The sequence below is a fragment of the Luteimonas composti genome, assembly GCF_042678665.1.
In the GTDB taxonomy this organism is placed as follows: Bacteria; Pseudomonadota; Gammaproteobacteria; order Xanthomonadales; family Xanthomonadaceae; genus Luteimonas; species Luteimonas composti.
Genome location: NZ_JBHTKU010000004.1, coordinates 474,645 through 498,517, shown reverse-complemented (window position 1 = coordinate 498,517; position 23,873 = coordinate 474,645). Strand labels below are relative to the sequence as shown.

At 71.5% G+C, this 23,873-nt stretch carries 21 protein-coding genes; 16 read left to right on the top strand and 5 right to left on the bottom strand.

The annotated features are described in order from the left end of the window. Window positions 1–26 precede the first annotated feature (26 nt). A complete protein-coding gene (gene tldD, locus ACFQ2D_RS14320; RefSeq protein WP_280942445.1) occupies window positions 27–1,481 on the top strand; it encodes a metalloprotease TldD in 1,455 nt (484 codons plus the stop codon). A 65-nt stretch (window positions 1,482–1,546) separates the two neighbouring features. Here the strand turns inward: tldD and yjgA are convergent, their stop codons facing one another. Beyond that, the gene (gene yjgA / locus ACFQ2D_RS14315; RefSeq protein WP_280942446.1) at window positions 1,547–2,113 is read right to left on the bottom strand and encodes a ribosome biogenesis factor YjgA; all 567 of its coding nucleotides are present in this window, start codon (window positions 2,111–2,113) and stop codon (window positions 1,547–1,549) included. A gap of 17 nt (window positions 2,114–2,130) precedes the next feature. Between yjgA and pmbA the strand changes: the two genes are divergently transcribed. The 3 genes from pmbA to ACFQ2D_RS14300 all read left to right on the top strand — a co-directional run bounded on the left by pmbA (window position 2,131) and on the right by ACFQ2D_RS14300 (window position 4,528). Next, window positions 2,131–3,507 (top strand): metalloprotease PmbA, encoded by a 1,377-nt coding sequence (pmbA, locus tag ACFQ2D_RS14310; protein ID WP_280942447.1) that lies wholly within the window; start codon window positions 2,131–2,133, stop codon window positions 3,505–3,507. An 88-nt stretch (window positions 3,508–3,595) separates the two neighbouring features. Further along, complete coding sequence (locus ACFQ2D_RS14305; protein ID WP_280942448.1) at window positions 3,596–3,952, top strand: DUF4870 domain-containing protein; 357 nt, start codon at window positions 3,596–3,598, stop codon at window positions 3,950–3,952. Between the two features lie 138 nt (window positions 3,953–4,090). Next, window positions 4,091–4,528, top strand: a complete 438-nt coding sequence (locus ACFQ2D_RS14300; protein WP_280942449.1) for a DUF4870 domain-containing protein — start codon at window positions 4,091–4,093, stop codon at window positions 4,526–4,528. Window positions 4,529–4,580: 52 nt separating this feature from the next. On the opposite strand, the gene ACFQ2D_RS14295 is transcribed toward ACFQ2D_RS14300, so the two are convergent. Continuing rightward, window positions 4,581–6,077: an aminotransferase class III-fold pyridoxal phosphate-dependent enzyme gene (locus ACFQ2D_RS14295; protein WP_280942450.1), complete on the bottom strand. Its 1,497-nt coding sequence runs from the start codon at window positions 6,075–6,077 to the stop codon at window positions 4,581–4,583. A 171-nt stretch (window positions 6,078–6,248) separates the two neighbouring features. Here ACFQ2D_RS14295 and ACFQ2D_RS14290 point away from each other — a divergent pair, with 171 nt between their 5' ends. From ACFQ2D_RS14290 to secF, 9 genes are all read left to right on the top strand, one after another. Beyond that, entirely contained in the window at window positions 6,249–6,680 is a 432-nt protein-coding gene (locus ACFQ2D_RS14290; protein WP_280942451.1) for an Lrp/AsnC family transcriptional regulator, read from the top strand. A 233-nt stretch (window positions 6,681–6,913) separates the two neighbouring features. After that, window positions 6,914–7,948 carry a tRNA preQ1(34) S-adenosylmethionine ribosyltransferase-isomerase QueA gene (queA, locus tag ACFQ2D_RS14285; RefSeq protein WP_280942452.1) on the top strand — a complete coding sequence of 345 codons (1,035 nt, stop codon included), beginning with the start codon at window positions 6,914–6,916 and terminating at the stop codon, window positions 7,946–7,948. Between the two features lie 99 nt (window positions 7,949–8,047). Then, the gene (locus ACFQ2D_RS14280; RefSeq protein ID WP_280942453.1) at window positions 8,048–9,130 is read left to right on the top strand and encodes a Fe(3+) ABC transporter substrate-binding protein; all 1,083 of its coding nucleotides are present in this window, start codon (window positions 8,048–8,050) and stop codon (window positions 9,128–9,130) included. A 52-nt stretch (window positions 9,131–9,182) separates the two neighbouring features. Continuing rightward, entirely contained in the window at window positions 9,183–10,877 is a 1,695-nt protein-coding gene (locus tag ACFQ2D_RS14275; protein ID WP_280942454.1) for an ABC transporter permease, read from the top strand. A 5-nt stretch (window positions 10,878–10,882) separates the two neighbouring features. Continuing rightward, window positions 10,883–11,866 (top strand): ABC transporter ATP-binding protein, encoded by a 984-nt coding sequence (locus ACFQ2D_RS14270; RefSeq protein ID WP_280942663.1) that lies wholly within the window; start codon window positions 10,883–10,885, stop codon window positions 11,864–11,866. A 170-nt stretch (window positions 11,867–12,036) separates the two neighbouring features. Continuing rightward, window positions 12,037–13,164, top strand: a complete 1,128-nt coding sequence (gene tgt, locus ACFQ2D_RS14265) for a tRNA guanosine(34) transglycosylase Tgt (protein ID WP_280942455.1) — start codon at window positions 12,037–12,039, stop codon at window positions 13,162–13,164. A gap of 124 nt (window positions 13,165–13,288) precedes the next feature. Further along, the gene (yajC, locus tag ACFQ2D_RS14260; protein WP_280942456.1) at window positions 13,289–13,633 is read left to right on the top strand and encodes a preprotein translocase subunit YajC; all 345 of its coding nucleotides are present in this window, start codon (window positions 13,289–13,291) and stop codon (window positions 13,631–13,633) included. Window positions 13,634–13,752: 119 nt separating this feature from the next. Further along, a complete protein-coding gene (gene secD, locus ACFQ2D_RS14255) occupies window positions 13,753–15,636 on the top strand; it encodes a protein translocase subunit SecD (protein WP_280942457.1) in 1,884 nt (627 codons plus the stop codon). A 19-nt stretch (window positions 15,637–15,655) separates the two neighbouring features. Beyond that, on the top strand, window positions 15,656–16,621 hold the full coding sequence (gene secF, locus ACFQ2D_RS14250) for a protein translocase subunit SecF (protein WP_280942458.1): 966 nt from the start codon (window positions 15,656–15,658) through the stop codon (window positions 16,619–16,621). Window positions 16,622–16,729: 108 nt separating this feature from the next. Here the strand turns inward: secF and ACFQ2D_RS14245 are convergent, their stop codons facing one another. Continuing rightward, window positions 16,730–17,560 (bottom strand): inositol monophosphatase family protein, encoded by an 831-nt coding sequence (locus ACFQ2D_RS14245; protein ID WP_280942459.1) that lies wholly within the window; start codon window positions 17,558–17,560, stop codon window positions 16,730–16,732. Window positions 17,561–17,635: 75 nt separating this feature from the next. Between ACFQ2D_RS14245 and ACFQ2D_RS14240 the strand changes: the two genes are divergently transcribed. From ACFQ2D_RS14240 to ACFQ2D_RS14230, 3 genes are all read left to right on the top strand, one after another. Continuing rightward, a complete protein-coding gene (locus tag ACFQ2D_RS14240) occupies window positions 17,636–18,409 on the top strand; it encodes an RNA methyltransferase (RefSeq protein ID WP_280942460.1) in 774 nt (257 codons plus the stop codon). Between the two features lie 144 nt (window positions 18,410–18,553). Beyond that, on the top strand, window positions 18,554–19,480 hold the full coding sequence (locus ACFQ2D_RS14235) for a phosphate/phosphite/phosphonate ABC transporter substrate-binding protein (protein WP_386795687.1): 927 nt from the start codon (window positions 18,554–18,556) through the stop codon (window positions 19,478–19,480). Next, window positions 19,477–21,606 carry a putative bifunctional diguanylate cyclase/phosphodiesterase gene (locus ACFQ2D_RS14230; protein WP_280942461.1) on the top strand — a complete coding sequence of 710 codons (2,130 nt, stop codon included), beginning with the start codon at window positions 19,477–19,479 and terminating at the stop codon, window positions 21,604–21,606. The genes ACFQ2D_RS14235 and ACFQ2D_RS14230 overlap by 4 nt, the downstream gene beginning before the upstream one ends. A gap of 36 nt (window positions 21,607–21,642) precedes the next feature. On the opposite strand, the gene ACFQ2D_RS14225 is transcribed toward ACFQ2D_RS14230, so the two are convergent. Together ACFQ2D_RS14225 and ACFQ2D_RS14220 are read right to left on the bottom strand one after the other, a co-directional pair. Further along, window positions 21,643–22,293, bottom strand: coding sequence for an exopolysaccharide biosynthesis protein (locus ACFQ2D_RS14225; RefSeq protein ID WP_280942462.1), 651 nt, complete (start codon window positions 22,291–22,293; stop codon window positions 21,643–21,645). Further along, window positions 22,280–23,605, bottom strand: coding sequence for a hemolysin family protein (locus ACFQ2D_RS14220; protein WP_280942463.1), 1,326 nt, complete (start codon window positions 23,603–23,605; stop codon window positions 22,280–22,282). The genes ACFQ2D_RS14225 and ACFQ2D_RS14220 overlap by 14 nt, the downstream gene beginning before the upstream one ends. Window positions 23,606–23,873 lie beyond the last annotated feature (268 nt).

Genomic DNA, 23,873 nt, shown 5'->3' with positions numbered 1-23,873 from the left:
GGCGTCGCAATCCCCAGACTGCCCGCATGGACACTCCCGATACCGCGCTATCCATCGCCCAGTCGCGGCTGCTGCTGCCGGCCGGCCTCGACGCCACGCACCTGGAGCGCATGTTCGGCACCCTGCTGGGCCCGGGCATCGATTTCGGCGACCTGTACTTCCAGCATTCGCGGCGCGAGAGCTGGAGCGTGGAGGACGGCATCGTCAAGGACGGCGCGCACTCGATCGAGCAGGGCGTGGGCGTGCGCGCGATCAGCGGCGAGAAGACCGGCTTCGCCTATTCCGACGACATCAACGGCGAGGCGCTGCTGGAAGCGGCGCATTCGGCGCGCGCCATCGCCCGCGACGGCGCCTCACGCATGCCGCAGGGCCTGGCCGTGGCCCGGCGCCGCGGCGACCTCTACCCGGCGCGCGACCCCGTCGACGCGATGGACAACGCCGCGAAGGTCGAGGCGCTGCGCCGCGTCGACCGCGCGCTGCGCGCGGCCGACCCGCGGGTGAAGCAGGTAATGGTCAGCCTGACCGGCGGCGTCGACACCGTGCTGGTGGCGCGCAGCGACGGCGTGCTGGCCGGCGACGTACGCCCGCTGGTGCGGCTCAACGTGCAGGTGATCGTCGAGCAGGACGGGCGCCGCGAGAGCGGCTACGCCGGCTATGGCGGCCGCTACGGCTATGACGTGCTGCTCGGCGACGGTCGTCCCGAGGAATTCGCGCGCGAGGCGCTGCGCCAGGCCCTGGTCAACCTCGAGGCGATCGACGCGCCGGCCGGCAACATGCCGGTGGTGCTCGGCAACGGCTGGCCGGGCGTGCTGCTGCACGAGGCGGTCGGCCACGGCCTGGAGGGCGACTTCAACCGCAAGGGCACCAGCACCTATGCGGGGCGCATGGGCCAGCGGGTGGCGGCGCCTGGCGTAACCATCGTCGACGACGGCACGCTCGACGGCCGCCGCGGCTCGCTCAACGTCGACGACGAGGGCACGCCGACGCGCTGCACCACGCTGATCGAGGACGGTGTGCTGACCGGCTACATGCAGGACACGCTCAACGCCCGGCTGATGGGCGTGGCGCCCACCGGCAACGGCCGCCGCGAGTCGTTCGCGCACCTGGTGATGCCGCGCATGACCAATACCTACATGCTGGCCGGCACGCACGAGCGCGAGGAGATGATCCGCTCGGTGAAGAAGGGCCTGTACGCGGTCAACTTCGGCGGCGGCCAGGTCGACATCACCAGCGGCAAGTACGTGTTCTCGGCCACCGAGGCCTACCTGATCGAGGACGGCCGCATCACCGCGCCGGTGAAGGGCGCGACCCTGATCGGCAACGGCCCCGAAACCATGCAGCGCGTGACCATGGTCGGCAACGACCTGGCCCTGGACGAGGGCGTGGGCACCTGCGGCAAGGACGGCCAGAGCGTGCCGGTCGGCGTGGGCCAGCCCTCGCTGCTGGTCTCGCAGATCACGGTGGGCGGAACCCGGGCCTGAGCGCGATGCGCGGTCGAAGGCAGCTGCCAGCCCGGAGCGTCGCCGCGCGGCCGCGCGGCGACGGGTCAGTCGGCCTCGGCGGCTGCGTCGAGGTCGGGCGTTTCCTCGTCTTCACCGCCCGCCAGCAGGGTGCGGATCTCGCGGAACAGCTCGCGGAACGCGCGCGGCGGCTTGTTGCGGGCGCGTTCGTCCAGCGTGTTGCGCACCAGTTGGCGCAGCTTCTGGCGGTCGGCGGCCGGAAACTCCGCCAGCAGTTCGCCCAGCGCCGCGTCGCCTTCGTCCAGCAGCCGCTCGCGCCAGCGCTCGGCGCGGTGCAGCTGGGCGGTTTCCTGCCTGGCCGCTTCGCCGCCGGCGTCCAGCGCGTCGCGGATCGCGTCGAGCACCTCGTCGTCCTCGCGCCGCATCTGCTTGGCCAGGAAGGCCAGCTGCCGCTTGCGCGCGATGTGCGAACTGATCCGCCGCGCCTCGGCGATATGCGGCAGCAGGTGCTCGGGCACCGGCAACCTGTCCAGCCGGCCGGGATCCAGCTCGGCGAGCGTGCCGGCCAGCGCCAGCACGTCGAGCGCCTCGCGGCGCTGCTGGCTGCGGCTCGGCGACAGGAACTCGCCGGTGTCTTCGTCCTTTCCTCTCATCGCATCAGGATAAGCCATTGAACAGCGTTGCCGTGCCCGTGAACGAAGACGACAGCCCCGAGCGCCTGCAGCGGCTGGAGGGGCTGGCCGCGCGCCTGCTCGACGCCTGCCGCGCGCAGGGCGCCAGCCAGGCCGAGGTTTCGTGCTCGGAGGAGCGCGGCCTGAGCGTGGGCGTGCGCATGGGCGAGGTCGAGACGGTGGAGTCCACCCGCGACCGCGGCATCGGCGTGACCGTTTACTTCGGCAAGCGCAAGGGCAGCGCCAGCACCGCCGACCTGCGCGAATCCAGCCTCGAGGCGACCGTGGCCCAGGCCTGCGCCATCGCCCGCTTCACCGAGGACGACCCGGCTGCCGGGCTGGCCGACGCCGAACTGATGGCGCGCCCCGGACCCGCCGGCTGGCCGGACTTCGACGACTGGCATCCCTGGGCGATCGATGCGGACCAGGCGGTGGACCTGGCCCTGGCCTGCGAAACCGCGGGTCGCGAGGCCGACGCGCGCATCGGCAATTCCGACGGCGCGTCGGTCAGCACCAGCACGTCGTTGAGCGTCTACGCCAACTCGCACGGCTTCGTCGGCAGCGAGCGCGGCAGCCACCACAGCATCGGCTGTGCGCTGATCGCCGGCAGCGGCGAGGACATGCAGCGCGATGGCTGGTACAGCTTCGCCCTGGCCGCTGAAGACCTGGATGCGCCGGCCCGGATCGGGCGCAAGGCGGCGGAGCGCGCGCTGGCGCGGCTGCAGCCGCGGCCGGTCGCCACCGGCGAGTACCCGGTGCTGTTCCAGGCCGAGGTCGCGCGCTCGCTCATCGGCCACCTGCTGGGGGCGGTGTCGGGCGGATCGCTGTACCGGCGCGCCAGCTTCCTGCTCGACAGTGCCGGCACGCGCCTGTTCCCGGACTGGTTCTCGATCCACGAGGATCCGTTCCTGCACCGCGGCCTGCGCTCGGCGGCCTGGGACAACGAGGGCGTGGCCACCCGCGCCTCGGCGCTGGTGGACGGCGGCGTGCTGCAGCGCTACGTGCTGGGCAGCTACTCGGCGCGCCGGCTGGGGCTGCAGACCACCGCCAACGCCGGCGGGGTGCACAACCTGCAGGTCGGCGCGAACGCGGGCGGCTTCGAGGCGCTGCTGTCCGGGATGGGGCGCGGGCTGGTGGTCACCGAACTGATGGGACAGGGCGTCAACACCGTCACCGGCGACTATTCGCGTGGTGCGGCGGGTTTTCTTGTCGAAAACGGCGAGATCGCCTGGCCGGTGGACGGCATCACCATCGCCGGCAACCTGCGCGGGATGTTCGAGTCCATCGAGGCGGTGGGCAGCGACGTCGACCCGCGTTCGCACATCCGCACCGGGTCGATCCTGCTGGGCCGGATGACCGTTGCAGGCGCGGATTGACGTTATGCTTGGCGGGCCGCGCAGGGGGTGCCGGCGGCGTGACGCGGCCATCCAACGGCCCTATCCATCCAGTCCAGGGGAAGATTCCATGAGCGACACCAACCCGGTCCACGGCAGTGCGAGCCAGGACGACCGCACCATTGCGATGCTGACCCACCTGTCCGGCATCATCCTCGGCTTCATCGTGCCGCTGGTGGTCTGGCTGATCAACAAGGACAAGGCCGACCGCGGATTCCTGGTCAGCCAGTCCAAGGAAGCGCTGAACTTCCAGATCACGCTGCTGTTCGGCTACATCATCGGCGTGGTGCTGTCGATCATCCTGATCGGCGCGCTGCTGAACCTCCTGCTGTGGATCGCCTGCATCGTCTTCAGCATCATCGCCGGCCTCGCCGCGAACAAGGGCGAGGACTACCGCTATCCGTTCGCCATCCGCCTGATCAACTGACGGGCACGCGGCCGCCGTCGCGGGCAGGATCCCGCGGCGCGCGGCGCCCCGGGGACCAGGGCATCAGTTGGGTTGAGTTTCCGCGCGGCGGGCGCAACATCGTTCCGGACCCGGACGGTTTCCGGTGGGAGACGGACGATGGACACTCTGCTCGATCGTGAAGGTGCCTCGCTGGCCGATCGCCAGTGGGCGGCGGGCGCGCATCTGGGCGCGCTGCTGCTGGCGCTGCTCACCAGCTGGACCGCCGGCTTCGCCGGCATGCTGGCGGCGGGCGTGGTCTACCTGCTCAAGCGCGACGATTCACCATTTGCCGCGGCGCATGCGCGCGAGGCCTTCAACTTCAACCTCAGCATGTTTCTGTACGCCTGCGCGGTGTGTGTGATCGGCGTGCTGCTGCTGGGCGCGACCGTGCTCACCCTGGGCCTGGGCATCATCCTCACCGCACCGGCGGGCATCGTGCTGCTGCTGGCCGCGGGCGCGCTCGCGGTGACGTGGCTGGTGTGCGGCATCATCGGCACAACGAAGGCCTGGAACGGCGAGGCATACCGTTATCCGCTGACGCTGCGCCTCCTGTAGCGACAGCAGTCCGCCCGCGTCCCGGCCGGGGCGCGGGTGGGACCGTCCGGGGTCAGGCGGCTTCGGCCGACCGGATGCGCGGGCCCTCGCGCAGGGCCTTGCCGACCATCGACACCAGCAGCTCGAGTTCGTCGGCCGTGGTCTCGAAGCGCGGGGTGAAGCGCAGCGAGTTGGCGCCGCCGTGGATCACGCCGATGCCGTGCTCGCGCAGCCATTCCTCGGTCGACCCCGCGCCGTAGCACTTGAACTGCGGCGCCAGTTCGCAGGAGAACAGCAGGCCGGTGCCCTGCACGCCGGTGAGCAGCCCGCCGAGCTCGGCCTTGAGCGCCTCGAGCCTGGCCACGGCTTCCTGGCCGCGCTGGCGGATGTTGGCGCGCAGTTCGGGGGTGATCGCGTCGAGCACGGCGCAGGCCACGTCGAGCGCGCGCGGGTTGGTGGTCATGGTGTTGCCGTACACGCCGGTGCGATACAGCTGCGCGGTGGACTCGGTGACGGCCAGCACCGACAGCGGGTACTGCCCAGCGTTGAGGGCCTTGGAATAGGTTTCCATGTCCGGCGGGGCGCAGCCTTCGAAGCCGGGGTAGTCGACGATCGACAGCACGCCGTGGGCGCGCAGGCCGGCCTGGATGGAGTCGACCAGGAGCAGGCCGCCGTGCGCGGCGGTGAGCTCGCGCGCCACGTCGTAGAAGGCGCGGGGCAGGGCGCGGCCTGGGTCGCCTTCGCCCATCACCGGCTCCAGGAACACCGCCTCGATGAACCAGCCGTTCGCCTCGGCGTCGGCGAAGGCGCGGCGCAGCGCGTCGGCGTCGTAGGGATCGACCGCGATCAGCGAGTCCTCGCCGCGGAAGCTGGCCAGGTGCTGCAGGTAGGTCTTGCGGGTCGAGTCGGAGTACAGCGCCGGGCGCTCGGTGCGGCCGTGGAAGCTGCCCTTGACCACGAGGCGCTTGATTTTCGCGCCGGCGTGGCGGCCGCCGGCGTCGGTCATCAGCTTGCTGTTGACGTCGGCGATGCGCGCGGCCAGGCCCACTGCCTCCGAGCCCGAATTCAGGCACAGGAAGCGGGCGAAGGGGCAGCCGCCGGCGCTGTGGCCGATCTCGCGGCGCAGGGCGCGGTCGAGGCGCAGCTGCGACAGGCTGGGCGTCATGACGTTGGCCATGGTCTGCGGCTTGGCCATCGCTTCGATCACCGCCTTGGGCGCGTGGCCGAAGCCGAGCATGCCGTAGCCGCCGGAGTCGTGGACCACCGCGCCCTTGAGCGTCACGATCCACGGCCCGCGCGCGGTCAGCGCGACATAGGGGTTCACCGCATCGGTGGCGTAGAAGTTCACGAAGCCCGCCTGGACCGCCTCGACCTGTGCGGACTCGTCGAGTTCGAGCAGGTCGGCGAAGTCGCCGCGGATGCGCGCGTACTCCTCGGCCGCGGCCGCGATCGCCTCGCGCAGCTCGGGGTGGCTGGCGGCCAGCCGTTCGAGCGTGGCGTCATCCAGGCCGGTGGTGCGGCGCTGGCCGCCGTGTGCGCGCAGGGGGGCGAGGGCAGCGGTGATCGACATCGGCGCTTCTCCTGGAAACGAGCCGGCGCAGCGGTGGCGCCGTGGGGGCAGGTGGGAGGCCGCCAGCGGCGGCCCTGCTCCTATTATCTCGATCCCTTCGGCGAAAGACAGGGCGGATCCGCGCAGAATTCACTATCATTTCGGCGGATTGCCGAAGGTTTTGCGCAGATCATGAAGATTACTCCCGCCGACGCCCAGCTGCTGTCCGCCCTGCGCGAAAACGCGCGCGCCTCGACCGCCGAAATCGCCCGGCGGCTGGGGCTGTCGCGCACCACGGTGCAGAGCCGGATGGAGCGCCTGGAGCGCGAAGGCGTGATCCGCGGTTACACCGTGCGCGTGAACGAGCAGGTCGAGCGCGGCTACATCCGCGCCCACATCCTGATCACGGTGGCGCCCAAGCAGATGCCGGCCGTGGTGCAGGCCCTGCACGAGATGCCGCAGGTGCGCAGCCTGCACTCGGTGAGCGGCGCGCATGACCTGGTGGCGATGGGCGTGGTGCCGACGGTGGTGGACATGGACGAACTGACCGACCGCATCGGCGCGCTCGACGGCGTGGAGCGCACCACCTCGGCGGTCATTCTCTCGACCAAGTTCGAACGGTAAGCGTCCTTCGCCACAGGCGAAGGACGCCGTCGCCTCTCCCCCGCGCGCCGGGGAGGGGGTCGCCTGCAGCGCATGTGATGGAGTGGGAGAAGGCCGCCGCACGCCGCGAGCAGCCGCCCTTCCCCCGGTCATCGCCGCGGCGATCATCCGGAGCGGTCCATGGGAGGCGCCCGGCCTTGCGGCGGGCGCCCCGCCTGCACGTCCCAGGCGCCACACACGCCTACAATTCGCCCATGAAGAAGTCCGATTTCTCCTACCACCTGCCACCGGAGCTGATTGCGCAGGAACCCCTGCCGGAGCGTTCGGCGAGCCGCATGCTGGTGGTGCCGCCGGGCGAGGCCGCGCTGGTGGATGCGCGCATCCGCGCGCTGGGCGACTGGCTGCGCCCGGGCGACCTGATGGTGTTCAACGACACGCGGGTGATCCCGGCGCGGCTGTTCGGGCAGAAGGAAACCGGCGGTCGCGTGGAGATCCTGATCGAGCGCCTGCTGCCGGACAACCGGGCGCGAGCGCAGCTGGGCGTGAGCAAGCCGCCGCGGCCGGGCTCGCGCATCGCGCTGGACGCGGGCGGCGAGGCGGTGGTGCTCGATCGCGACGGCGGCTTCTACCACCTGCAGTTCGAGGTGCCCGGCGCGCTCGAAGCCTGGCTGCTGGAGGCTGGACGACTGCCGCTGCCTCCCTACATCCGCCGCGAACCCGGCCGCGACGACGCCGAGCGCTACCAGACCGTGTTCGCGCGGGAGGTCGGCGCGGTGGCCGCGCCCACCGCCGGCCTGCATTTCGACGACGCGCTGCTGGCCGACCTGCGCGCGCGCGGGATCGAATCGGGCCACGTCACCCTGCACGTGGGTGCCGGGACCTTCCAGCCGGTGCGCGCCGACGACCTGCACCAGCACGCCATGCACAGCGAATGGATCAACGTCGGCGCGCAACTGGTCGCCCAGGTGCGGCGCACCCGCGCCGCCGGCGGGCGCGTGATCGCGGTGGGGACCACGGTCGTGCGCGCGCTGGAGAGCGCGTCCGTGGACGGTGAACTGCATCCGCATTCGGGCGAGACCAGCATTTTCATCTTTCCCGGCTACCGCATCCGCAGCGTCGACGCGCTGCTCACCAACTTCCACCTGCCCGAATCGACCCTGCTGATGCTGGTGTCGGCATTCGCCGGGCGCGAGCGGATCCTGGCGGCCTACGCGCACGCGGTGCGCGAGCGCTACCGCTTCTTCTCCTACGGCGACGCGATGCTGCTGCTGGGCGACCGCTTCGGCTGAGCCGGCGCGTCGCCGGGCCGGCGGGCAGGGGCGGGCGCGGATGAGTACAATTCTCGTTTCCACGCGGCGCTGCGCCGCGCAGAACGCCAGGAGTCCCGAATGCGTCTTGCCCATGCCGCCCGCCTGCCTGCCCTTGCGGCCCTCGTCCTGCTGGCCGCCTGCGGCCAGCGCGAACCGGCTGCGCCGGCGCAGGACCCGGCCGCGAGCGAGGCGCCGACCGCCACCGGCGAGGTCAACCTCTACACCACGCGCGAGCCGGGCCTGATCCAGCCGCTGCTTGACGCGTTCACTGCATCGTCCGGCATCCGGGTCAACACCGTGTTCGTGCGCGATGGACTGCTCGAGCGCGTGCGCGCGGAAGGCGAGCGTTCGCCGGCCGACGTCCTTATGACGGTGGACACCGGCAACCTGCTCGACCTGGTCGACAACGGCCAGACCCAGCCCGTCGCATCGCAGGCGCTGGACGCTGCGATTCCGGCGCACCTGCGCGGCGGCGACGGGCAGTGGTACGCCCTGTCGCTGCGCGACCGCATCCTGTACGCGGACAAGGACCTGCAGCTCGACGGCTTCACCTACGAGCAGCTGGCCGATCCGCAGTGGAAGGGCCGCGTCTGCATCCGCTCGGGCCAGCATCCCTACAACACCAGCCTGATCGCGGCGATGATCGCCCACGCCGGCGCCGAGAAGACCGAGCAATGGCTGCGCGGGGTCAAGGCCAACCTGGCGCGCAAGGCCGCCGGCGGCGACCGCGACGTGGCCCGCGACATCCTCGCCGGCATCTGCGACATCGGCATCGCCAATGCCTACTACGTCGGCCGCATGAAGAACGCCGAGCCGGGCAGCGAGCAGCACCAGTGGGGCGAGGCGATCCAGGTGATCCGCCCCGTCTTCGCCAGCGCGGAAGGCGGCGGCACCCACGTCAACATCAGCGGCGCGGCGGTCGCGAAGTTCGCCCCCAACCGCGACAACGCGGTGAAGCTGCTCGAGTACCTGGTCTCGGACGAGGCGCAGAGCCTGTATGCGCGCGCCAACTACGAATACCCGGTCAAGGCCGGGGTCGAGCTCGATCCGGTGGTGGCGAGCTTCGGCGAAATGAAGGTCGATGCGCTGCCGCTGACCGAAGTGGCCAGGCACCGCAAGCAGGCCAGCGAGCTGGTCGACCGCGTCGGCTTCGACAACTGACGGTGCGGGTGCGCGGCGCAAGGGCGCGCACCCCGGATCCGGTTCGACCGCGATGACCACGCTGGCCGCCGCCGCGTTCCGCGCCCGCGCCCGTCCGCACCTGGACGGCTGGCTGCTGGCCGCGCTGCTGGTGGCGGGCGTCGTGCTGCTGCCGCTGCTGGCGCTGGCGTGGACGGCGGCACAGGGCAGCGCCGGACTGTGGTCGCACATCGCGGCCAGCGTATTGCCGGCCGCGGCCTGGAACACGCTGCTGCTGCTGGCGGGCGTCGGCGCGCTGGTGGTGTGCATCGGCACCGGCGCGGCCTGGCTGGTGACCGCCTACGAGTTCCCGGGGCGCGGAGTGATGGCCTGGGCGCTGCTGCTGCCGCTGGCGGTGCCGACCTATATCGTGGCCTACGCCTATCTCGACCTGCTGCATCCGCTGGGTCCGGTGCAGTCGCTGCTGCGCACGCTGCTGGGCTACGACAGTCCGCGCGATTTCCGGCTGCCCGATATCCGCGGCCTCGGCGGCTGCATCGTGCTGCTGGGCTTCGTGCTGTACCCGTACGTGTACATCACCACGCGCGCGATGTTCATGACCCAGGCCGCGAGCCTGCTGGAGGCGGCGCGCACGCTCGGCGCCGGGAGGGCGGCGCTGTTCCGGCGCGTGGCCCTGCCGCTGGCGCGGCCGGCGATCGCGGTGGGCGCGGCACTGGCCCTGCTGGAAACGCTCAACGACATCGGCGCGTCCGAGTTCCTCGGCGTGCAGACGATGACGGTCTCGGTCTATACCACCTGGATCACGCGCAGCGACCTGCCGGGCGCGGCGCAGATCGCGCTGGCGATGCTGCTGCTGGTCGTGGTGCTGATCGCGATCGAACGCCACGGCCGCCGTCGCCAGCGCTACGCCAGCACGCTGCGCCCGCGCCCGATGCAGCGCCAGCGCCTGCATGGCGGCGCAGCCTGGCTGGCGCTGGCCGCGGCGGCGCTGCCGGTGCTGGTGGGCTTCGTCGCGCCCACGGCCTATCTGGTCGCGGAAAGCTGGCAGCGCTTCGATGCGGGCGGCGGCGTGTCGCCGACCTTGTGGTCGAGCGCCTGGAACACGCTGCGCGTGGCGACCCTGGCGACCTTCGCCACCGTCGGCGCAGGGCTGGTGCTGGCCTGGGCGCTGCGCCTGGCGCAGGCGCGACGGCGTCCCGCGCTGGCGTCGCTGGCGATGCGCGCCGGCAGCTTGGGCTACGCCGTGCCCGGCACCGTGCTTGCGATCGGGCTGCTGGCGCCGCTGGCCTGGTTCGACGATGGCGCCAACCTGCTGCTGCAGGGGCTCGGCATGACGCCGCGCATGCTGCTGATGGGCTCGGTCTCGGCGCTGGTGCTGGCCTACGTGCTGCGCTTCGCGATCATCGCCGCCGGCAGCGCGGAGGCGGGGCTGGCGCGGATCCCGGCCTCGCTCGACCAGGCCGCGCGCGGGCTCGGCGATCCGGCCGGCAGGATGCTCCGGCGGGTGCACCTGCCGCTGCTGCGTCCGTCGCTGGCCGCGGCGGCGCTGCTGGTGTTCGTCGATGCGATGAAGGAGCTGCCCGCCACCCTGCTGCTGCGGCCGCTCAACTTCGAGACCCTGGCCACCTGGCTGTACGCCGACGCCGCGCGCGGCGCCTACGAGGACGGGGCGGTCGCGGCGCTGCTGATCGTGCTGGCCGGGCTGCTGCCGGTGATCCTGCTTTCGCGCACCGGCCCGGCCTACGCCCGCCAGGCGGTGTCGCCTTGAACGCGATGCTGGAGGCGCAGGACATCGGCGTGTCCTATCCGGTCGCCGGCGGCGCGCGCACGGTGGTCGACGGGCTGTCGCTGCGGCTGGCGCGCGGCGAGATCGGCTGCCTGCTGGGCCGATCGGGCTGCGGCAAGACCACGGTGCTGCGCGCCGTCGCCGGGTTCGAACCGCTGCAGGCGGGCGAGGTGCGGCTCGATGGACGGGTGCTGTCGTCGCCTGGCCGCACGCTGCCGCCGGAGCAGCGCGGCGTCGGGATGATGTTCCAGGACTACGCGCTGTTCCCGCACCTGGACGTGGCCGGCAACGTCGGCTTCGGGCTGTCGCGGATGCCGCGCCGCGAGCGTCGGACGCGGGTGGCCGAGGTGCTGGAGCTGGTGGGACTGCCCGACCGCGCCGACGCCTGGCCGCACGAGCTGTCCGGTGGCCAGCAGCAGCGGGTGGCGCTGGCGCGCGCCCTGGCGCCGTCGCCGGCGCTGCTGCTGCTCGACGAACCGTTCTCCAACCTCGACATCGACACCCGCGAGCACCTGGCCGCCGAACTGCGCGCGATCCTGCGGCGCACCGGCACCACCGCGCTGCTGGTCACCCACGACCAGGCCGAAGCCTTCGCGATGGCGGACGCCATCGGGGTGATGGAGCAGGGGAGGATCCTGCAGTGGGCGGATGCGGCCACGCTGTACGCCGCGCCCGCGGATCCGTTCGTGGCCGGCTTCATCGGCCGCGGACGGGTGCTGCCGGCCGCGTCGCTGGGGCTGGCCGGCAGTGGACAGGTGCTGCTGCGGCCAGACCGGCTGGTGCCGGACCGGCAGGGATCGCTTCGTGCCGAAGTGCTGGCGGTCTCGTTCCGCGGGCCGGGGCGCGTGGCCGTGCTTCGGCTGGGGGACGGCGCCCTGGTCGAGGTCGACCTGCCCGCGGACATGGCGCCGGCGCCGGGCGCGGTGCTGGCCCTGCGGCTGCGCGACGAAGGACTGGTGCGCTTCGGCTGAACAGGCGGCCCGGTGCCCCGCCCCCTACAATGTGCGGCCGGCGACCGCGAGGCAGGGGCCTGCGCCGCGTCGCCCGCGATCTTTTCCGACTGGCTCCATTGCCGGCGCCTGCGCTCCGGCGGGCCTGCGCCACGCCCCCGCCTGTCCCATCCGATGCCCGATCCCGCCCCATGTCCCGCATGCAGTTCGACCTGATCACCACCGACGGCGCCGCGCGCCGCGGACGCCTGGCCTTCCCGCGCGGTGTGGTGGAAACCCCCGCCTTCATGCCGGTCGGCACCTACGGCACGGTCAAGGGCATGCTGCCCGGGCAGGTGCGCGAGCTCGGCGCGCAGATCATCCTCGGCAATACCTTCCACCTGTACCTGCGGCCCGGGCTGGAGGTGATCGAGGCGCATGGCGGCCTGCATGGCTTCTCGCGCTGGGACGGGCCGATCCTCACCGACTCGGGCGGTTTCCAGGTGTTCTCGCTGGCGCACCGGCGCAAGATCACCGAGGCCGGGGTGACCTTCGCCGCGCCCACCGACGGCTCGAAGGTGTTCCTCGGCCCGGAGGAATCGATGCACATCCAGAAGGTGCTGGGCAGCGACATCGTGATGATCTTCGACGAGTGCCCGCCGGTGAACGTCGACGGCAGGCCGGTCGACAAGCGCGTGGTGGAGCGTTCGATGGAACTGTCGTTGCGCTGGGCCGAGCGCTCGAGGCGCGCCCACGAGGGCAACGACGCGGCGCTGTTCGGCATCGTCCAGGGCGGCGTGCACCACGACCTGCGCAGCCGCTCGGCCGAGGGCCTGCAGCAGATCGGCTTCGACGGCTACGCCATCGGCGGCCTGGCGGTGGGCGAGACTGAGGACGAGCGCAACGCCATGCTCGACCACACCTGCCCGCAGCTGCCTGCCGACCGGCCGCGCTACCTGATGGGCGTGGGCCGGCCCGAGGACCTGGTCGAGGCGGTGGCGCGCGGCGTGGACATGTTCGACTGCGTGATGCCGACCCGCAACGCGCGCAACGGCCACTACTTCACCTCGACCGGCGTGGTCCGGGTCCGCAACGCGAAGTACGAGCGGGACCTGCGCCCGATCGAAGAAGGTTGCGGCTGCCCGGCCTGCGCCGGTGGATACAGCCGCGCCTACCTGCGCCACCTCGACCGCTGCAACGAGATGCTCGGCCCGATCCTGGGCACCCTGCACAACCTGTGGCACTACCAGAAGCTGATGGCGGACATGCGCGCGGCGATCGCCGCGGGAACCTTCGCCACCTTCCGCGAGTCTTTCCACGCGCTGCGACGGCCGCATTGAGCCGCGCCCCGGCGCGCCGCGGGCAGGGCGCCGCAGCCCGCCTTTGGCCGTGCCTCCCGGCCCCGGCCCGGCCCGCGGCGGGGCCGTGGCATAATTCCCCGCTATTTTTCCGACGGATGTCCCCATGAACCTGCTCGACCTGATCATTGCCCCGGCCCACGCCCAGGCCGCCACCGGCCAGCCCGCCGGTCCCGGCCTGATGGGCGCCGTGCTGCCCTTCCTGATCCTGTTCGCGGTCATGTACTTCCTGATGATCCGCCCGCAGATGAAGCGGCAGAAGGAACACCGCGCCATGCTCGACAAGCTGGCCGTGGGCGACGAGGTCATCACCAGCGGCGGCATCGCCGGCGTGGTGCGCTCGCTGGGCGAGAGCTTCGTGACCATCGAGATCGCCGACCGCGTGGAGATCCGCGTCCAGCGCGGCGCCGTCGGCAACGTGCTGCCCAAGGGCACGCTCAAGTCGGCCTGAGGCCGGCGACCACCACTACCGCGGCCCGTCCGCGCGCGGCGTGATGCCGCGACGGTGTCCCGGCCCCGCCGGGAACCGGCCCCCGGGGGTGCGCCCCCATTCGCCAGGCGATACCTGCAATGCTCGAATTTCCCCGCTGGAAATACGCCCTCATCCTGATCGTGGTGCTGCTCAGCGCGCTCTATGCCGTGCCGAACCTGTACCAGAAGGACCCCTCCGTGCAGGTCACCAAGAACCGCCCGGCGGCGGTCGTGGACGAGGCCCTGGTGCGGCGCGTGGAGCAACTGCTGTCGGAGGCGGGCATCGCCCCGCGCTCGGTCGAGCTCGAAGGCGGCCAGGTGCTGGTGCGCCTGCCCGATGCGCCGACCCAGACCCGCGCCTCGGACGTGCTGCGCCCGGCGCTGGGCCAGGACTACTCGGCCGCCCTGAACCTGGTGCCGACCACGCCCGCCTGGCTGGAGAAGCTCGGCGCGCGCCCGATGTCGCTGGGCCTGGACCTGCAGGGTGGCGTGCACTTCATGATGCAGGTCGACCAGAAGGCGGCGCTCGAGAAGCGCCTGGACGGCTATGCCGACGCGATCCGCACCGCGCTGCGCGAAGCGCGCATCGGCTACACCGGCGCCGACCGGCGCGCCGACGGCACCATCCAGGTCACCCTGGCCAACGCGGCCGACGCCGCGCGGGCGCGCACCGAGATCGCCAACGCCATGGGCGGCATGGGCGGAGCCGCCCTGGGCACCAGCGGCCCCGCCATCGAGGTGGACGGCAACCGCATCGGCGTGCGCCTGTCGGAGGGCGAGCTGAGCCGCATCGCCACCGACGCTATCGAGCAGAACCGCAACGTCATCGCCAACCGCATCAACGCCATCGGCGTGGCCGAGCCCTCGCTGCAGCGCCAGGGCGACGACCGCCTGGTGATCCAGCTGCCGGGCCTGCAGGACACGGCCGAGGCCAAGCGCCTGATCGGCGCCACCGCCACCCTGGAGTTCCGCGCCGTGACCGGCGACGAGGCCCAGGCCGCGGCCGCCCTGGCCGACAACAACATCCCGGCAGGCTCGCGCATCTACTACGACCAGAACGGCCAGCCGCTGCTGCTCTCGCGCCGCCTGCTGGTCTCCGGCGACGAGCTGGTGAACGCGCAGCCGCAGACCGATCCGCAGACCGGCCTGCCGGCGGTGTCGATCACGCTCAATGCCGCGGGCGGCAAGCGCATGCTCGACCACACGCTGGAGAACGTGGGCAACCGCCTCGGCATCGTCTACGTCGAACGCATCCCCACGGTGACCATGGTCAACGGCGAGGAGGTGCGTTCCTCGCGCACCGAGGAGCGCGTGATCAGCTCCTCGACCATCCGCGGCGTGTTCGGCAAGGACTTCCAGACCACCGGCCTGAGCCGCGAGGAAGCCACCGCCCTGGCCAAGCAGCTCAAGGCCGGCGCGCTGGCCGCGCCGATGGACTTCGTCGAGGAGGGGGTGATTGGCCCCAGCCTCGGCGCCGAGAACGTGGCCCGCGGTACCCAGGCGGTGATGTACGCCTTCGCGTTCACCCTGGTGTTCTTCGCCCTCTACTACCGCATGTTCGGCCTGATCACCTGTATCGCCCTGCTGCTCAACCTGGTGATGGTGGTGGCGGTGATGAGCCTGTTCGGCGCCACCATGACCCTGCCGGGCTTCGCCGGCCTGGCGCTGTCGATCGGCATGTCGGTGGACGCGAACGTGCTGATCAACGAGCGCATACGCGAGGAACTGCGCGCCGGCCTGCCGCCGCGCACCGCCATCGCCACCGGCTACGACAAGGCCTCGGGCACGATCTTCGACTCCAACATGACCGCGCTGCTGGCCGGCGTGGCGCTGTACGCGTTCGGCACCGGCCCGCTGCGCGGCTTCGCCGTCACCATGGTCATCGGCATCCTGACCTCGGTGTTCACCGCCGTCACCGTCTCGCGCGGCATCGCCACGCTGATCTACGGCGGTCGTCGCAAACTCAAGTCGATCGCCATCTGAGCGCCGGGAGACCACGACCATGAAACTGTTTCCCCTGCACCTGATCCCGAACGACACCCGCATCGACTTCATGCGCTGGCGCATGGTCACCATCGGCTTCATGCTGCTGCTGATGGTGGCTTCGGTCGTCCAGATCGCGGTCAACGGCTTCAACTACGCGCTCGACTTCACCGGCGGCACATCGGTCGAACTGGTGTTCGAGCGGCCCGCCGACGTCGACACGGTGCGCGACCGGCTCGAGTCGGCCGGCTATCCCGGCGCCCAGGTGCAGACCATGGGCACCGGCAGCGACCTGATGATCCGCCTGCAGCCCAAGGACGGCAGCACCGACGCCGAGGCCATCAACCGCACCGCCGAGGACGTGCTGGTCGCGGCATCGACTGCCGACAACCCGGCCACGATCAAGGGCCGCTCGTTCGTCGGCCCGCAGGTCGGCCAGGACCTGGCGAAGAAGGGCATCTACGCGATCGTGTTCGTGGTGGTGGGTTTCCTGATCTACATCGCCTTCCGCTTCGAGTGGAAGTTCGCGGTCTCGGCGATCATCACCACCCTGGGCGACGTGCTGATCGTGGCCGGCTGGTTCTCGCTGGCCGGGCGCGAGTTCGACCTGACCCTGCTGGCCGGCCTGCTGACGGTGATGGGTTTCTCGATCAACGACACCATCGTGGTCTTCGACCGCGTGCGCGAGAACTTCCGCGCCATGCGCGCCGAGCCGCTGGAAGTGCTCAACACCTCGATCAACCAGACCCTGTCGCGCACGATCATCACTTCGGTGGTCGCGTTCCTGACGGTGCTGGCGCTGTACATCTACGGCGGCGGCTCGCTGGAAGGCATGTCCGAGGCGATGATGATCGGCATCGTGATCGGTACCGCGTCCTCGATCCTGGTGGCCTGCCCACTGCTGACCCTGGGCCTGCTGCGCGTGACCAAACAGGACCTGCTGCCCAAGGCCCGCGACGAGGAAGCCCTGGCGCGCCGCCCGTAAGGCAGGGCGCTGGCGGCTGCAAAGCCGACCGCATGACGGAAAAGGCCGCGCATCGCGCGGCCTTTTTCTTTTCCGGTCGGGCCCGCCTGGCGCGCCGCGGACAGCCGCTCAGTCGAACGAGGCCGCGTATCCCGACGACACGATCACCTTCTGCAGCGACTCGGTGACCCTGAGGTTGCCGGCGATGAGCGGACGGCCGGTTCCCATGGCCACGTGCATGGGGCCGGTCGGCGCGCCGCGGAAGTCGGTCACCCGGCCGCCGGCCTCGCGCACCAGCAGCACGCCGGCGGCGATATCCCAGGGCTGCACGCCGGCCTCGAAGTAGGCGTCGCAGCGGCCAGCGGCTACCCAGGCCAGGTCGAGCGCGGCCGAACCGGTGCGGCGCACGTCCTCGACGTCGCGCAGCAGCACCTTCAGGCAATCCAGCTGCGCGTCGGCGCGCTTGCGCTCGCGCGGCGGGAAGCCGGTGACCAGCATGGCGCCGGGCAGGTCCTTGCGCTCGGACACGCGCACGCGCTTCTCGTTGAGCTGGGCGCCGGCGCCGCGGGTGGCGGTGAACAGCTCGTTGCGCAGCGGGTCGAAGACCACCGCGTGCAGCGGTTCGGGGCCTTCGCACAGCGCGATCGACACGCACCAGTGCGGGATGCCGTGCAGGTAGTTGCTGGTGCCGTCGAGGGGGTCGATGACCCAGGTGTAGCGGCTGGGGCCGCGGTTGCCCTTCTGCGCGCCGCCTTCCTCGCCCAGGATGGCGTAGTCGGGATTGGCCCGGCGCAGCTCCTTGACGATGGCCTCCTCGGCCTGGCCGTCGACCTCGCTGGCGTAGTCCATCCGCTCCTTTTCCACCACGTTCAGCGCGTCCAGGCGGTGCATGTGACGCAGCAGCACGTTGCCCCCGGCGCGCGCGGCCTTGACCATGACATTGACTGCGGGGGCGAGCATCGTGGGACTCCGTGGACGGCGGGGGAAAAGAGCGGGCCGGCGCCAGTGGCCGGGCGCGCAGTTTACCATCGCGCCATGAGCGAACTCCTGCACGCGGCCGGCAATCTCCGCATCGTCCTGGTCGGAACCCAGCATCCCGGCAACATCGGCGCGGCCGCCCGCGCCATGAAGACCATGGGGCTGCGGCGGCTGGTGCTGGTCGCGCCCGAACGCTTCCCGCATGCCGACGCGGCCGCCATGGCCGCCGGCGCCGACGACGTGCTCGCCGCCGCCGAGCTGGTGCCGACCCTGGCCGAGGCCGTGGCCGACTGCCGCCTGGTGCTGGGCTGCACCGCGCGCAGCCGCCGCATCGCCCTGGACGAGCTGCTGCCGGCCGAGGCCGCCGCGCGCGCGCTCGGCACGGCCGCCACCGGAACCGCGGCGGCGCTGGTGTTCGGGCGCGAGCGCACCGGCCTGGACAACCACGAGCTGCAGCTCTGCCATGCGGCCGTCCACATCCCGGCCGATCCGGTCTACAGCTCGCTCAACCTCGCCGCCGCGGTCCAGGTGCTGTGCTACGAACTGCGCTTGGCCATGCTCGGCCTGCGCGGGGCGTCGCCGGAACGCCTGGCGGCGCCGGCACCGGACGGCGACGTTCCGGCCAGTCATGCGGAACTGGAGGGCTTCTTCGCCCAGCTGGGCGACACCCTCGATGCGATCGACTTCCACAAGGGGCGCGCCCCGGAGTCCGCGATGCGCAAGCTGCGCCGGATCTTCCTGCGTGCCGCACTCGACGACCGCGACGTGCGCCTGCTGCGCGGCGTGCTCGCCGATGCCCAGCGCATGGCGCGACTGGCCGGCGGGGGTTGAGCGAAGGCGCGGCCTGTCGCTCCGGGACACGCGATGTCCCGCATGTCCACGCAGGCCGCGCATGGCGCGGATCGCTACCGGCCGACGCGGATTTCGGCTAGGCTCGCCGCCGTGCCAGCATCCGAGTCGACCCGGAACCGTCCCTTGCCAGTCCTTCCATCCGGTTCCCGTCTCCGTCTCCTGCTGTCGCTGGCGCTCTGGCTCGCCTGCCTGGCGCCGGCCCTGGCCGACGACGGCGTGCTCGTGCTCGGCCGCATCAGCGACGATCCCAAGGCCCACTACGACCAGCTCAAGCCGCTGCTCGACTACGTGGTGCCGCGCATGGCCGACGTCGGCATCCGCGAGGGACGCGTGCTGATGGCGCGCGACGCGCAGCAGATGCAGAGCTACATGCGGCGCGGGCGGGTGGACTGGGTGACCGAGACCGCCGGCACCGCGATGGCGCTGGCCGATCGCGCCGGCGCGCAGCCGCTGCTGATGACCGAACGCGACGGCGTGGCCAGGTACCACACGGTCTATTTCGTGCGCAAGGACAGTTCGGTGCGCGAACTGGCCGACCTGCGCGGCCGCAGCATCGTGTTCCAGAACCGCCACTCCACCAGCGCCTACTACGTGCCGGCCGACGAACTGCTCGCCCAGGGCCTGCGCCTGGAGGTGCTGCTCTCGCCGATGGACCGGCCCGGCGCCGACTCGGTGGGCTACGTGTTCGGCCGTTCCGAGCTCAACGTCTCGGCCTGGGTGCACAAGCGCCTGGTCGACGTGGGCGCGATGAGCAACCTGGACTGGGCCAACCCCAAGCGCGTGCCGCCGTCCTACCGGCGCGACTTCCGCATCGTGCGCGAGAGCGGCGAGTTCCCGCGCGCGCTGGAGATGGTGCGCGGCGACATGGACCCGCGGGTGCGCGAGCGGCTGCGCGAGGTGCTCGCCGGCGCGGCCGCCGACCCCGACGCGCGCGAGGCGCTGCTGCGCTTCTTCAAGACCACCCGCTTCGTGCCGATCGACGCCGACACGGCGGCCGGGCTCGAGCGCCTCAGCCGCGGCGTGGCGCGCGTGACGAGGGAAGTCGAATGAAGCCGTCGCGCTTCGGCCTGCAGGCGCGTTTCGCGGTGCTCGCGGTGGCGATGCTGCTGCTGACCCTGGCGCTGGTCGCGCTGGTGCTGCAGCGGCAGAACGAGCTGCACCGCGAGGTGCGCAGCCTGGGGCTGCAGGCGATCGACGACTTCTCGTCGCGGCGCCTGCTCTCCCAGGGTGAGACGCAGGTGCTGCAGCTGGCCGATTCGCTGGTCAACCCGCTGTACTACTTCGACCTGGAAACCATCGGCACGGCGCTGCGCCAGGTGCTGCGCCAGCCCGACGTGACCTACGTCATCGTCTACGACAACGACGGCCAGGTGATCCACGACGGCAGCCCCGACATCTCCACCTACGGGCAGACGATGTCGGACCCGCTCGCCTACGAGGTGCTCTCGATCACCGGCGCCCACGTGCAGGCCAGCGGCGAACTGCTCGACGTGGCTGCGCCCATCCGCATCGGCGACCAGCGCCTGGGCGGCGTGCGCGTGGGCTACTCGCTGGACGCGGTCAAGGCCGACGAGCGGCAGATCGGCGGGATCATGTCCGGCCGCCTGCGCGAGGTCAGCCGCAGCCAGCTGCTGTGGGTGGGCCTGCTGCTGGCCTCGCTCGTGGCCCTGCTGGCGATGATCGGACTGGTCCTGCAGCGCAGGCTGGTCTCGCCGATCCGGCAGCTGGCCGATGCCGCGCGCGGCATCGAGGCGGGCAACTTCGAGGCCGCCGTGCCGGCGACGCGCCGCGCCGACGAGATCGGCGACCTGGTGCGCGCGTTCTCGCACATGCGCGACAGCATCATGCGGCACGACCGTGACATCCGCCGCATGGCCTATACCGATGCGCTGACCGGCCTGTCGAACCGGCTGGCGTTCCGCGAGGTGCTGGACCAGCGGGTCGCCGAGAGCAATGGCGCGGCGCGGCAGCTGGCGCTGCTGTTCACCGACATCGACGATTTCAAGCGCGTCAACGACACCATCGGCCACGATGCCGGCGACGAGGTGCTGATGCAGTTCACCGGCCGCATCGGCGAGGTCATCGACGCGCACGGCGGCGAGGGCGCGGTGCTGGCCCGGTTCGGCGGCGACGAGTTCGTGATCCTGCTGCAGGGCGATCCCGGTGGCGACATCCGCGAGCGCGCGGGCCGCCTGGCCGAGGTGCTGGTGGAGGAACTGGGCCGGCCGATCACCGTGCGCGGCCGGCCGGTGTTCCTCGGCATCTCGATCGGCATCGCGCTGTTCCCGGAAGACGCCACCGACGTGCCCTCGCTGCTCAAGAACGGCGACATCGCCATGTACCAGGCCAAGGTCGCCGGCAAGAGCTGCTACCGCTTCTACAGCCGGGTCATGGACCAGGCCGTGGAGCGGCGCGTACGCATGGAGCAGGACCTGCGCGGGGCCTGGGAGCGCGGCGAGCTGAGCCTGGCCTACCAGCCGCTGTACCGGCTCTCGGACGGCAAGCTGGTCGGCGCCGAGGCGCTGCTGCGCTGGCGCCATCCCGAGCACGGCCAGGTGTCGCCGGCGCTGTTCGTCGACGTGGCCGAACAGAGCGGGCTGATCGAGGCGATCGGGCCGCAGGTGCTGCGCGCGGCGTGCATGGATGCGCGCGGCTGGCAGCGCGACCTGCCGGGGGCGCAGGGGCTGTTCGTGTCGGTCAACGTCTCGCCGCGGCAGCTGCGCGCCGGCGACCTCGCCGCGACCACCGAGGCCGTGCTGCGCGAGAGCGGCCTGGCCCCGCAGCACCTGCACATCGAGCTGACCGAAACGGCGGTGATCGCCGACGAGGCGCGCGTGAGCAGCGTGCTGGCGCGCCTGCGCAACAGCGGCGTCAAGGTGTGGCTGGACGACTTCGGCACCGGCTTCTCGGGCCTGAGCCACCTGCGCCGGGTGCCGGTGGACGGGGTCAAGATCGACCGCAGCTTCATCGCCGACGTACTGCGCGACCCGGACGACCTGGCGCTGACCACCGCGATCATCGCCATGGCCCACTCGCTGGGCATCCAGGTGGTGGCCGAAGGCGTGGAGAAGGAAGGGCAGTACGCCATCCTGCGCGAGCGCGGCTGCGACATGGCGCAGGGCTACTGGCTGGGCCACCCGGTGGCCAACGCCGAGTTCAAGCGCCTGCTGGCTTGAGCCGCCGCGCAGGCGTCGTCGCGGGCGGCAGTCCGCTCAGGCCAGCAGTCCGCCCAGCCACTGCGTCGCCGCGGCCGCGAGCGTGCCGCTGAGGATGCCGAACACCACGATCGCGACGATGCCGGCCACCCAGCACAGCAGCATCAGTCCGCCGTCGCGTTCGAGCAGGGCGAAGGCGTAGACCAGCATCAGCGCGCCGAACAGGTAGTTGGTGAACGGGATCGGCAGCGCCAGCAGGATCCCCAGCAGCACCAGCAGCAGGCCGGTGAACATGGCCGCGGCGCGATGCTCGATCAGCGTGGTCAGGCGCGGCCTGACCACGCGCTCCAGGCGGGTCAGCCAGGGATCGACCGCGCGCTGGAACGCCTGCAGGCTGGACCGGCGCGGCCCGCGCCTGGCGACGAAGCGCGGCAGCCACAGCCTGCGCATGCCGACCAGCAGGTGCACGCCGACCAGGATCGTGGCCGGCCCGCTGATCGCGCCGCCGACCCCCGGGATCGGGATGAAGGCGGGCAGGGTGGACACGAACAGCAGCATGCCGAACACCTGCCGGCTGAGCCCGGCCAGGATGTCCTCCAGCCGCAGGTGGTCCCCGCTGTCGCCCCGCGCGAGCGCGTCGAGCAGTTCGCGGGTGCCCAGGACCGCGGCCTGCGCGCGGCTGGTGCCGTGCGCGTCAGTGTCCGCCATCGCCCGCATCCACACGCTGCACCAGCAGCTTGTCGATCCGGGGGCCATCGAGGTCGACCACCTCGATGCGCCAGCCGCTCCATTGGAAGTGCTCGCCGACGTTGGGAATGCGCCCGAAGTGCGCGATCACCATGCCTGCGGCCGTGTGGTAGTCGTGCTCCTCTTCGCCCGGCAGGGTGCCGCTGCCGAACAGCTCGCGCACCGTCTCCACCGAGGCGGTCCCGTCGACCAGCAGCGATCCGTCCTCGCGGGCGACCACCTGCGACACCGCATCCGGGCCCTCGCCGGTCTGGGTGCGGCCGATGACCGCCTCGAGCACGTCGTTGACCGTGACCAGGCCGGCCACGTCGCCGTACTCGTCGACCACCAGCGCCAGCGAATACTGCTCCTCGCGCAGGATCTCGAGCAGCTTCAGCGCCGGAGTCGACTCGGACACGAACAGCGGCTCGCGCAGGTACTTGAACAGGTCGAACTCCGGCTCCTCGAGCCGGTCGATCAGCGACTTGATCTCGAGGATGCCGACCACGTCGGCGTCGTTGCCGCGGTAGACCGGGTAGCGCGAGAACGGGGTGGCGCGCATCAGCGCCAGGTTCTCCTCGAAGCCCTCGGCCGCGTCCAGCCAGGCGATGCGGGTGCGCGGCGTCATCAGGCTGGCCGCGCTGCGGTCGCCCAGGCGCAGCACGCGGTTCATCATGTTGCGCTCGTCGGCGTCGATCACGCCCTGCTCGTGGCTTTCGCTCACCAGCAGGCGGATCTCCTCTTCGGTGACCTGCGCGGCCTCGGTCTGGTGCAGCCGCAGCAGGCGCAGGATGGCGCCCACCGACGCGCCCAGCAGGCGCACCGCCGGCGCGGCCAGGCGCGAGAGCCAGTGCATCGGCAGCGCCACCAGCGCGGCCAGGCGCTCGGGCGCCAGCAGGGCCAGGCGCTTGGGCACCAGTTCGCCCAGCACGATGCTCAGGTAGGTGATCAGGCCGACGGCCAGGACCGTGCCGGTCACGGCGGCGTAGCTGCCCTCGAAGAAGGGCATCTTCGCGCCCATCGACGGGAAGGTGGCCAGCAGCCGGGTGCCGATCCGGGCGCCGATGGCGTCGCCGCCGAACATGCCGGTGAGGATGCCGATCAGGGTGATGCCCACCTGCACGGTGGACAGGAAACGCTCGGGATGCTCGGCCAGTTCCAGCGCCTTGCGCGCCCCGCGGTGCTCGGCCATCTGCCGCAGCCGCCCCTTGCGCGAGGTGACGACCGACATCTCCGACAGCGCGAAGAAGGCGTTGCATCCGATCAGCAGCAGGACGATCGCCAGTTCAAGCATCGCGCACCTGCCTGGCCGGGTGCGGAGCGTGCGCCGGACCCCGGGCCGCGTGGGCGGTCAGGGTGGGATCCGTGCGGGGGATGCGGTCGGGACTGGGCCGGCGGGAGGGCGGAGGAGGGTCGTCGTCCATGGGGCGGCGGCGCGGCACTTGGGCGCGGCAGCGCATCATAACACCCGGTCCGGGCGGTCCTTTCTCACGGTTTCGACGCCGGTGATGGCGATGCAGGGGGGCGACCGGTCATAATTCCGCCTCGAAAGGCCGTCCACT

Bases quoted from the DNA above. Each gene is read 5' to 3' on its own strand.
- yajC (WP_280942456.1), top strand. From the start codon at position 13,289: ATGAACCTGCTCGACCTGATCATTGCCCCGGCCCACGCCCAGGCCGCC.
- ACFQ2D_RS14270 (WP_280942663.1), top strand. From the start codon at position 10,883: ATGCTGGAGGCGCAGGACATCGGCGTGTCCTATCCGGTCGCCGGCGGC.
- tldD (WP_280942445.1), top strand. From the start codon at position 27: ATGGACACTCCCGATACCGCGCTATCCATCGCCCAGTCGCGGCTGCTG.
- ACFQ2D_RS14295 (WP_280942450.1), bottom strand. From the start codon at position 6,077: ATGTCGATCACCGCTGCCCTCGCCCCCCTGCGCGCACACGGCGGCCAG.
- tgt (WP_280942455.1), top strand. From the start codon at position 12,037: ATGTCCCGCATGCAGTTCGACCTGATCACCACCGACGGCGCCGCGCGC.
- ACFQ2D_RS14245 (WP_280942459.1), bottom strand. From the start codon at position 17,560: ATGCTCGCCCCCGCAGTCAATGTCATGGTCAAGGCCGCGCGCGCCGGG.
- ACFQ2D_RS14290 (WP_280942451.1), top strand. From the start codon at position 6,249: ATGAAGATTACTCCCGCCGACGCCCAGCTGCTGTCCGCCCTGCGCGAA.
- queA (WP_280942452.1), top strand. From the start codon at position 6,914: ATGAAGAAGTCCGATTTCTCCTACCACCTGCCACCGGAGCTGATTGCG.
- ACFQ2D_RS14220 (WP_280942463.1), bottom strand. From the start codon at position 23,605: ATGCTTGAACTGGCGATCGTCCTGCTGCTGATCGGATGCAACGCCTTC.
- ACFQ2D_RS14280 (WP_280942453.1), top strand. From the start codon at position 8,048: ATGCGTCTTGCCCATGCCGCCCGCCTGCCTGCCCTTGCGGCCCTCGTC.
- ACFQ2D_RS14230 (WP_280942461.1), top strand. From the start codon at position 19,477: ATGAAGCCGTCGCGCTTCGGCCTGCAGGCGCGTTTCGCGGTGCTCGCG.
- ACFQ2D_RS14240 (WP_280942460.1), top strand. From the start codon at position 17,636: ATGAGCGAACTCCTGCACGCGGCCGGCAATCTCCGCATCGTCCTGGTC.
- ACFQ2D_RS14300 (WP_280942449.1), top strand. From the start codon at position 4,091: ATGGACACTCTGCTCGATCGTGAAGGTGCCTCGCTGGCCGATCGCCAG.
- ACFQ2D_RS14225 (WP_280942462.1), bottom strand. From the start codon at position 22,293: ATGGCGGACACTGACGCGCACGGCACCAGCCGCGCGCAGGCCGCGGTC.
- secF (WP_280942458.1), top strand. From the start codon at position 15,656: ATGAAACTGTTTCCCCTGCACCTGATCCCGAACGACACCCGCATCGAC.
- secD (WP_280942457.1), top strand. From the start codon at position 13,753: ATGCTCGAATTTCCCCGCTGGAAATACGCCCTCATCCTGATCGTGGTG.
- yjgA (WP_280942446.1), bottom strand. From the start codon at position 2,113: ATGAGAGGAAAGGACGAAGACACCGGCGAGTTCCTGTCGCCGAGCCGC.
- ACFQ2D_RS14305 (WP_280942448.1), top strand. From the start codon at position 3,596: ATGAGCGACACCAACCCGGTCCACGGCAGTGCGAGCCAGGACGACCGC.
- ACFQ2D_RS14275 (WP_280942454.1), top strand. From the start codon at position 9,183: ATGACCACGCTGGCCGCCGCCGCGTTCCGCGCCCGCGCCCGTCCGCAC.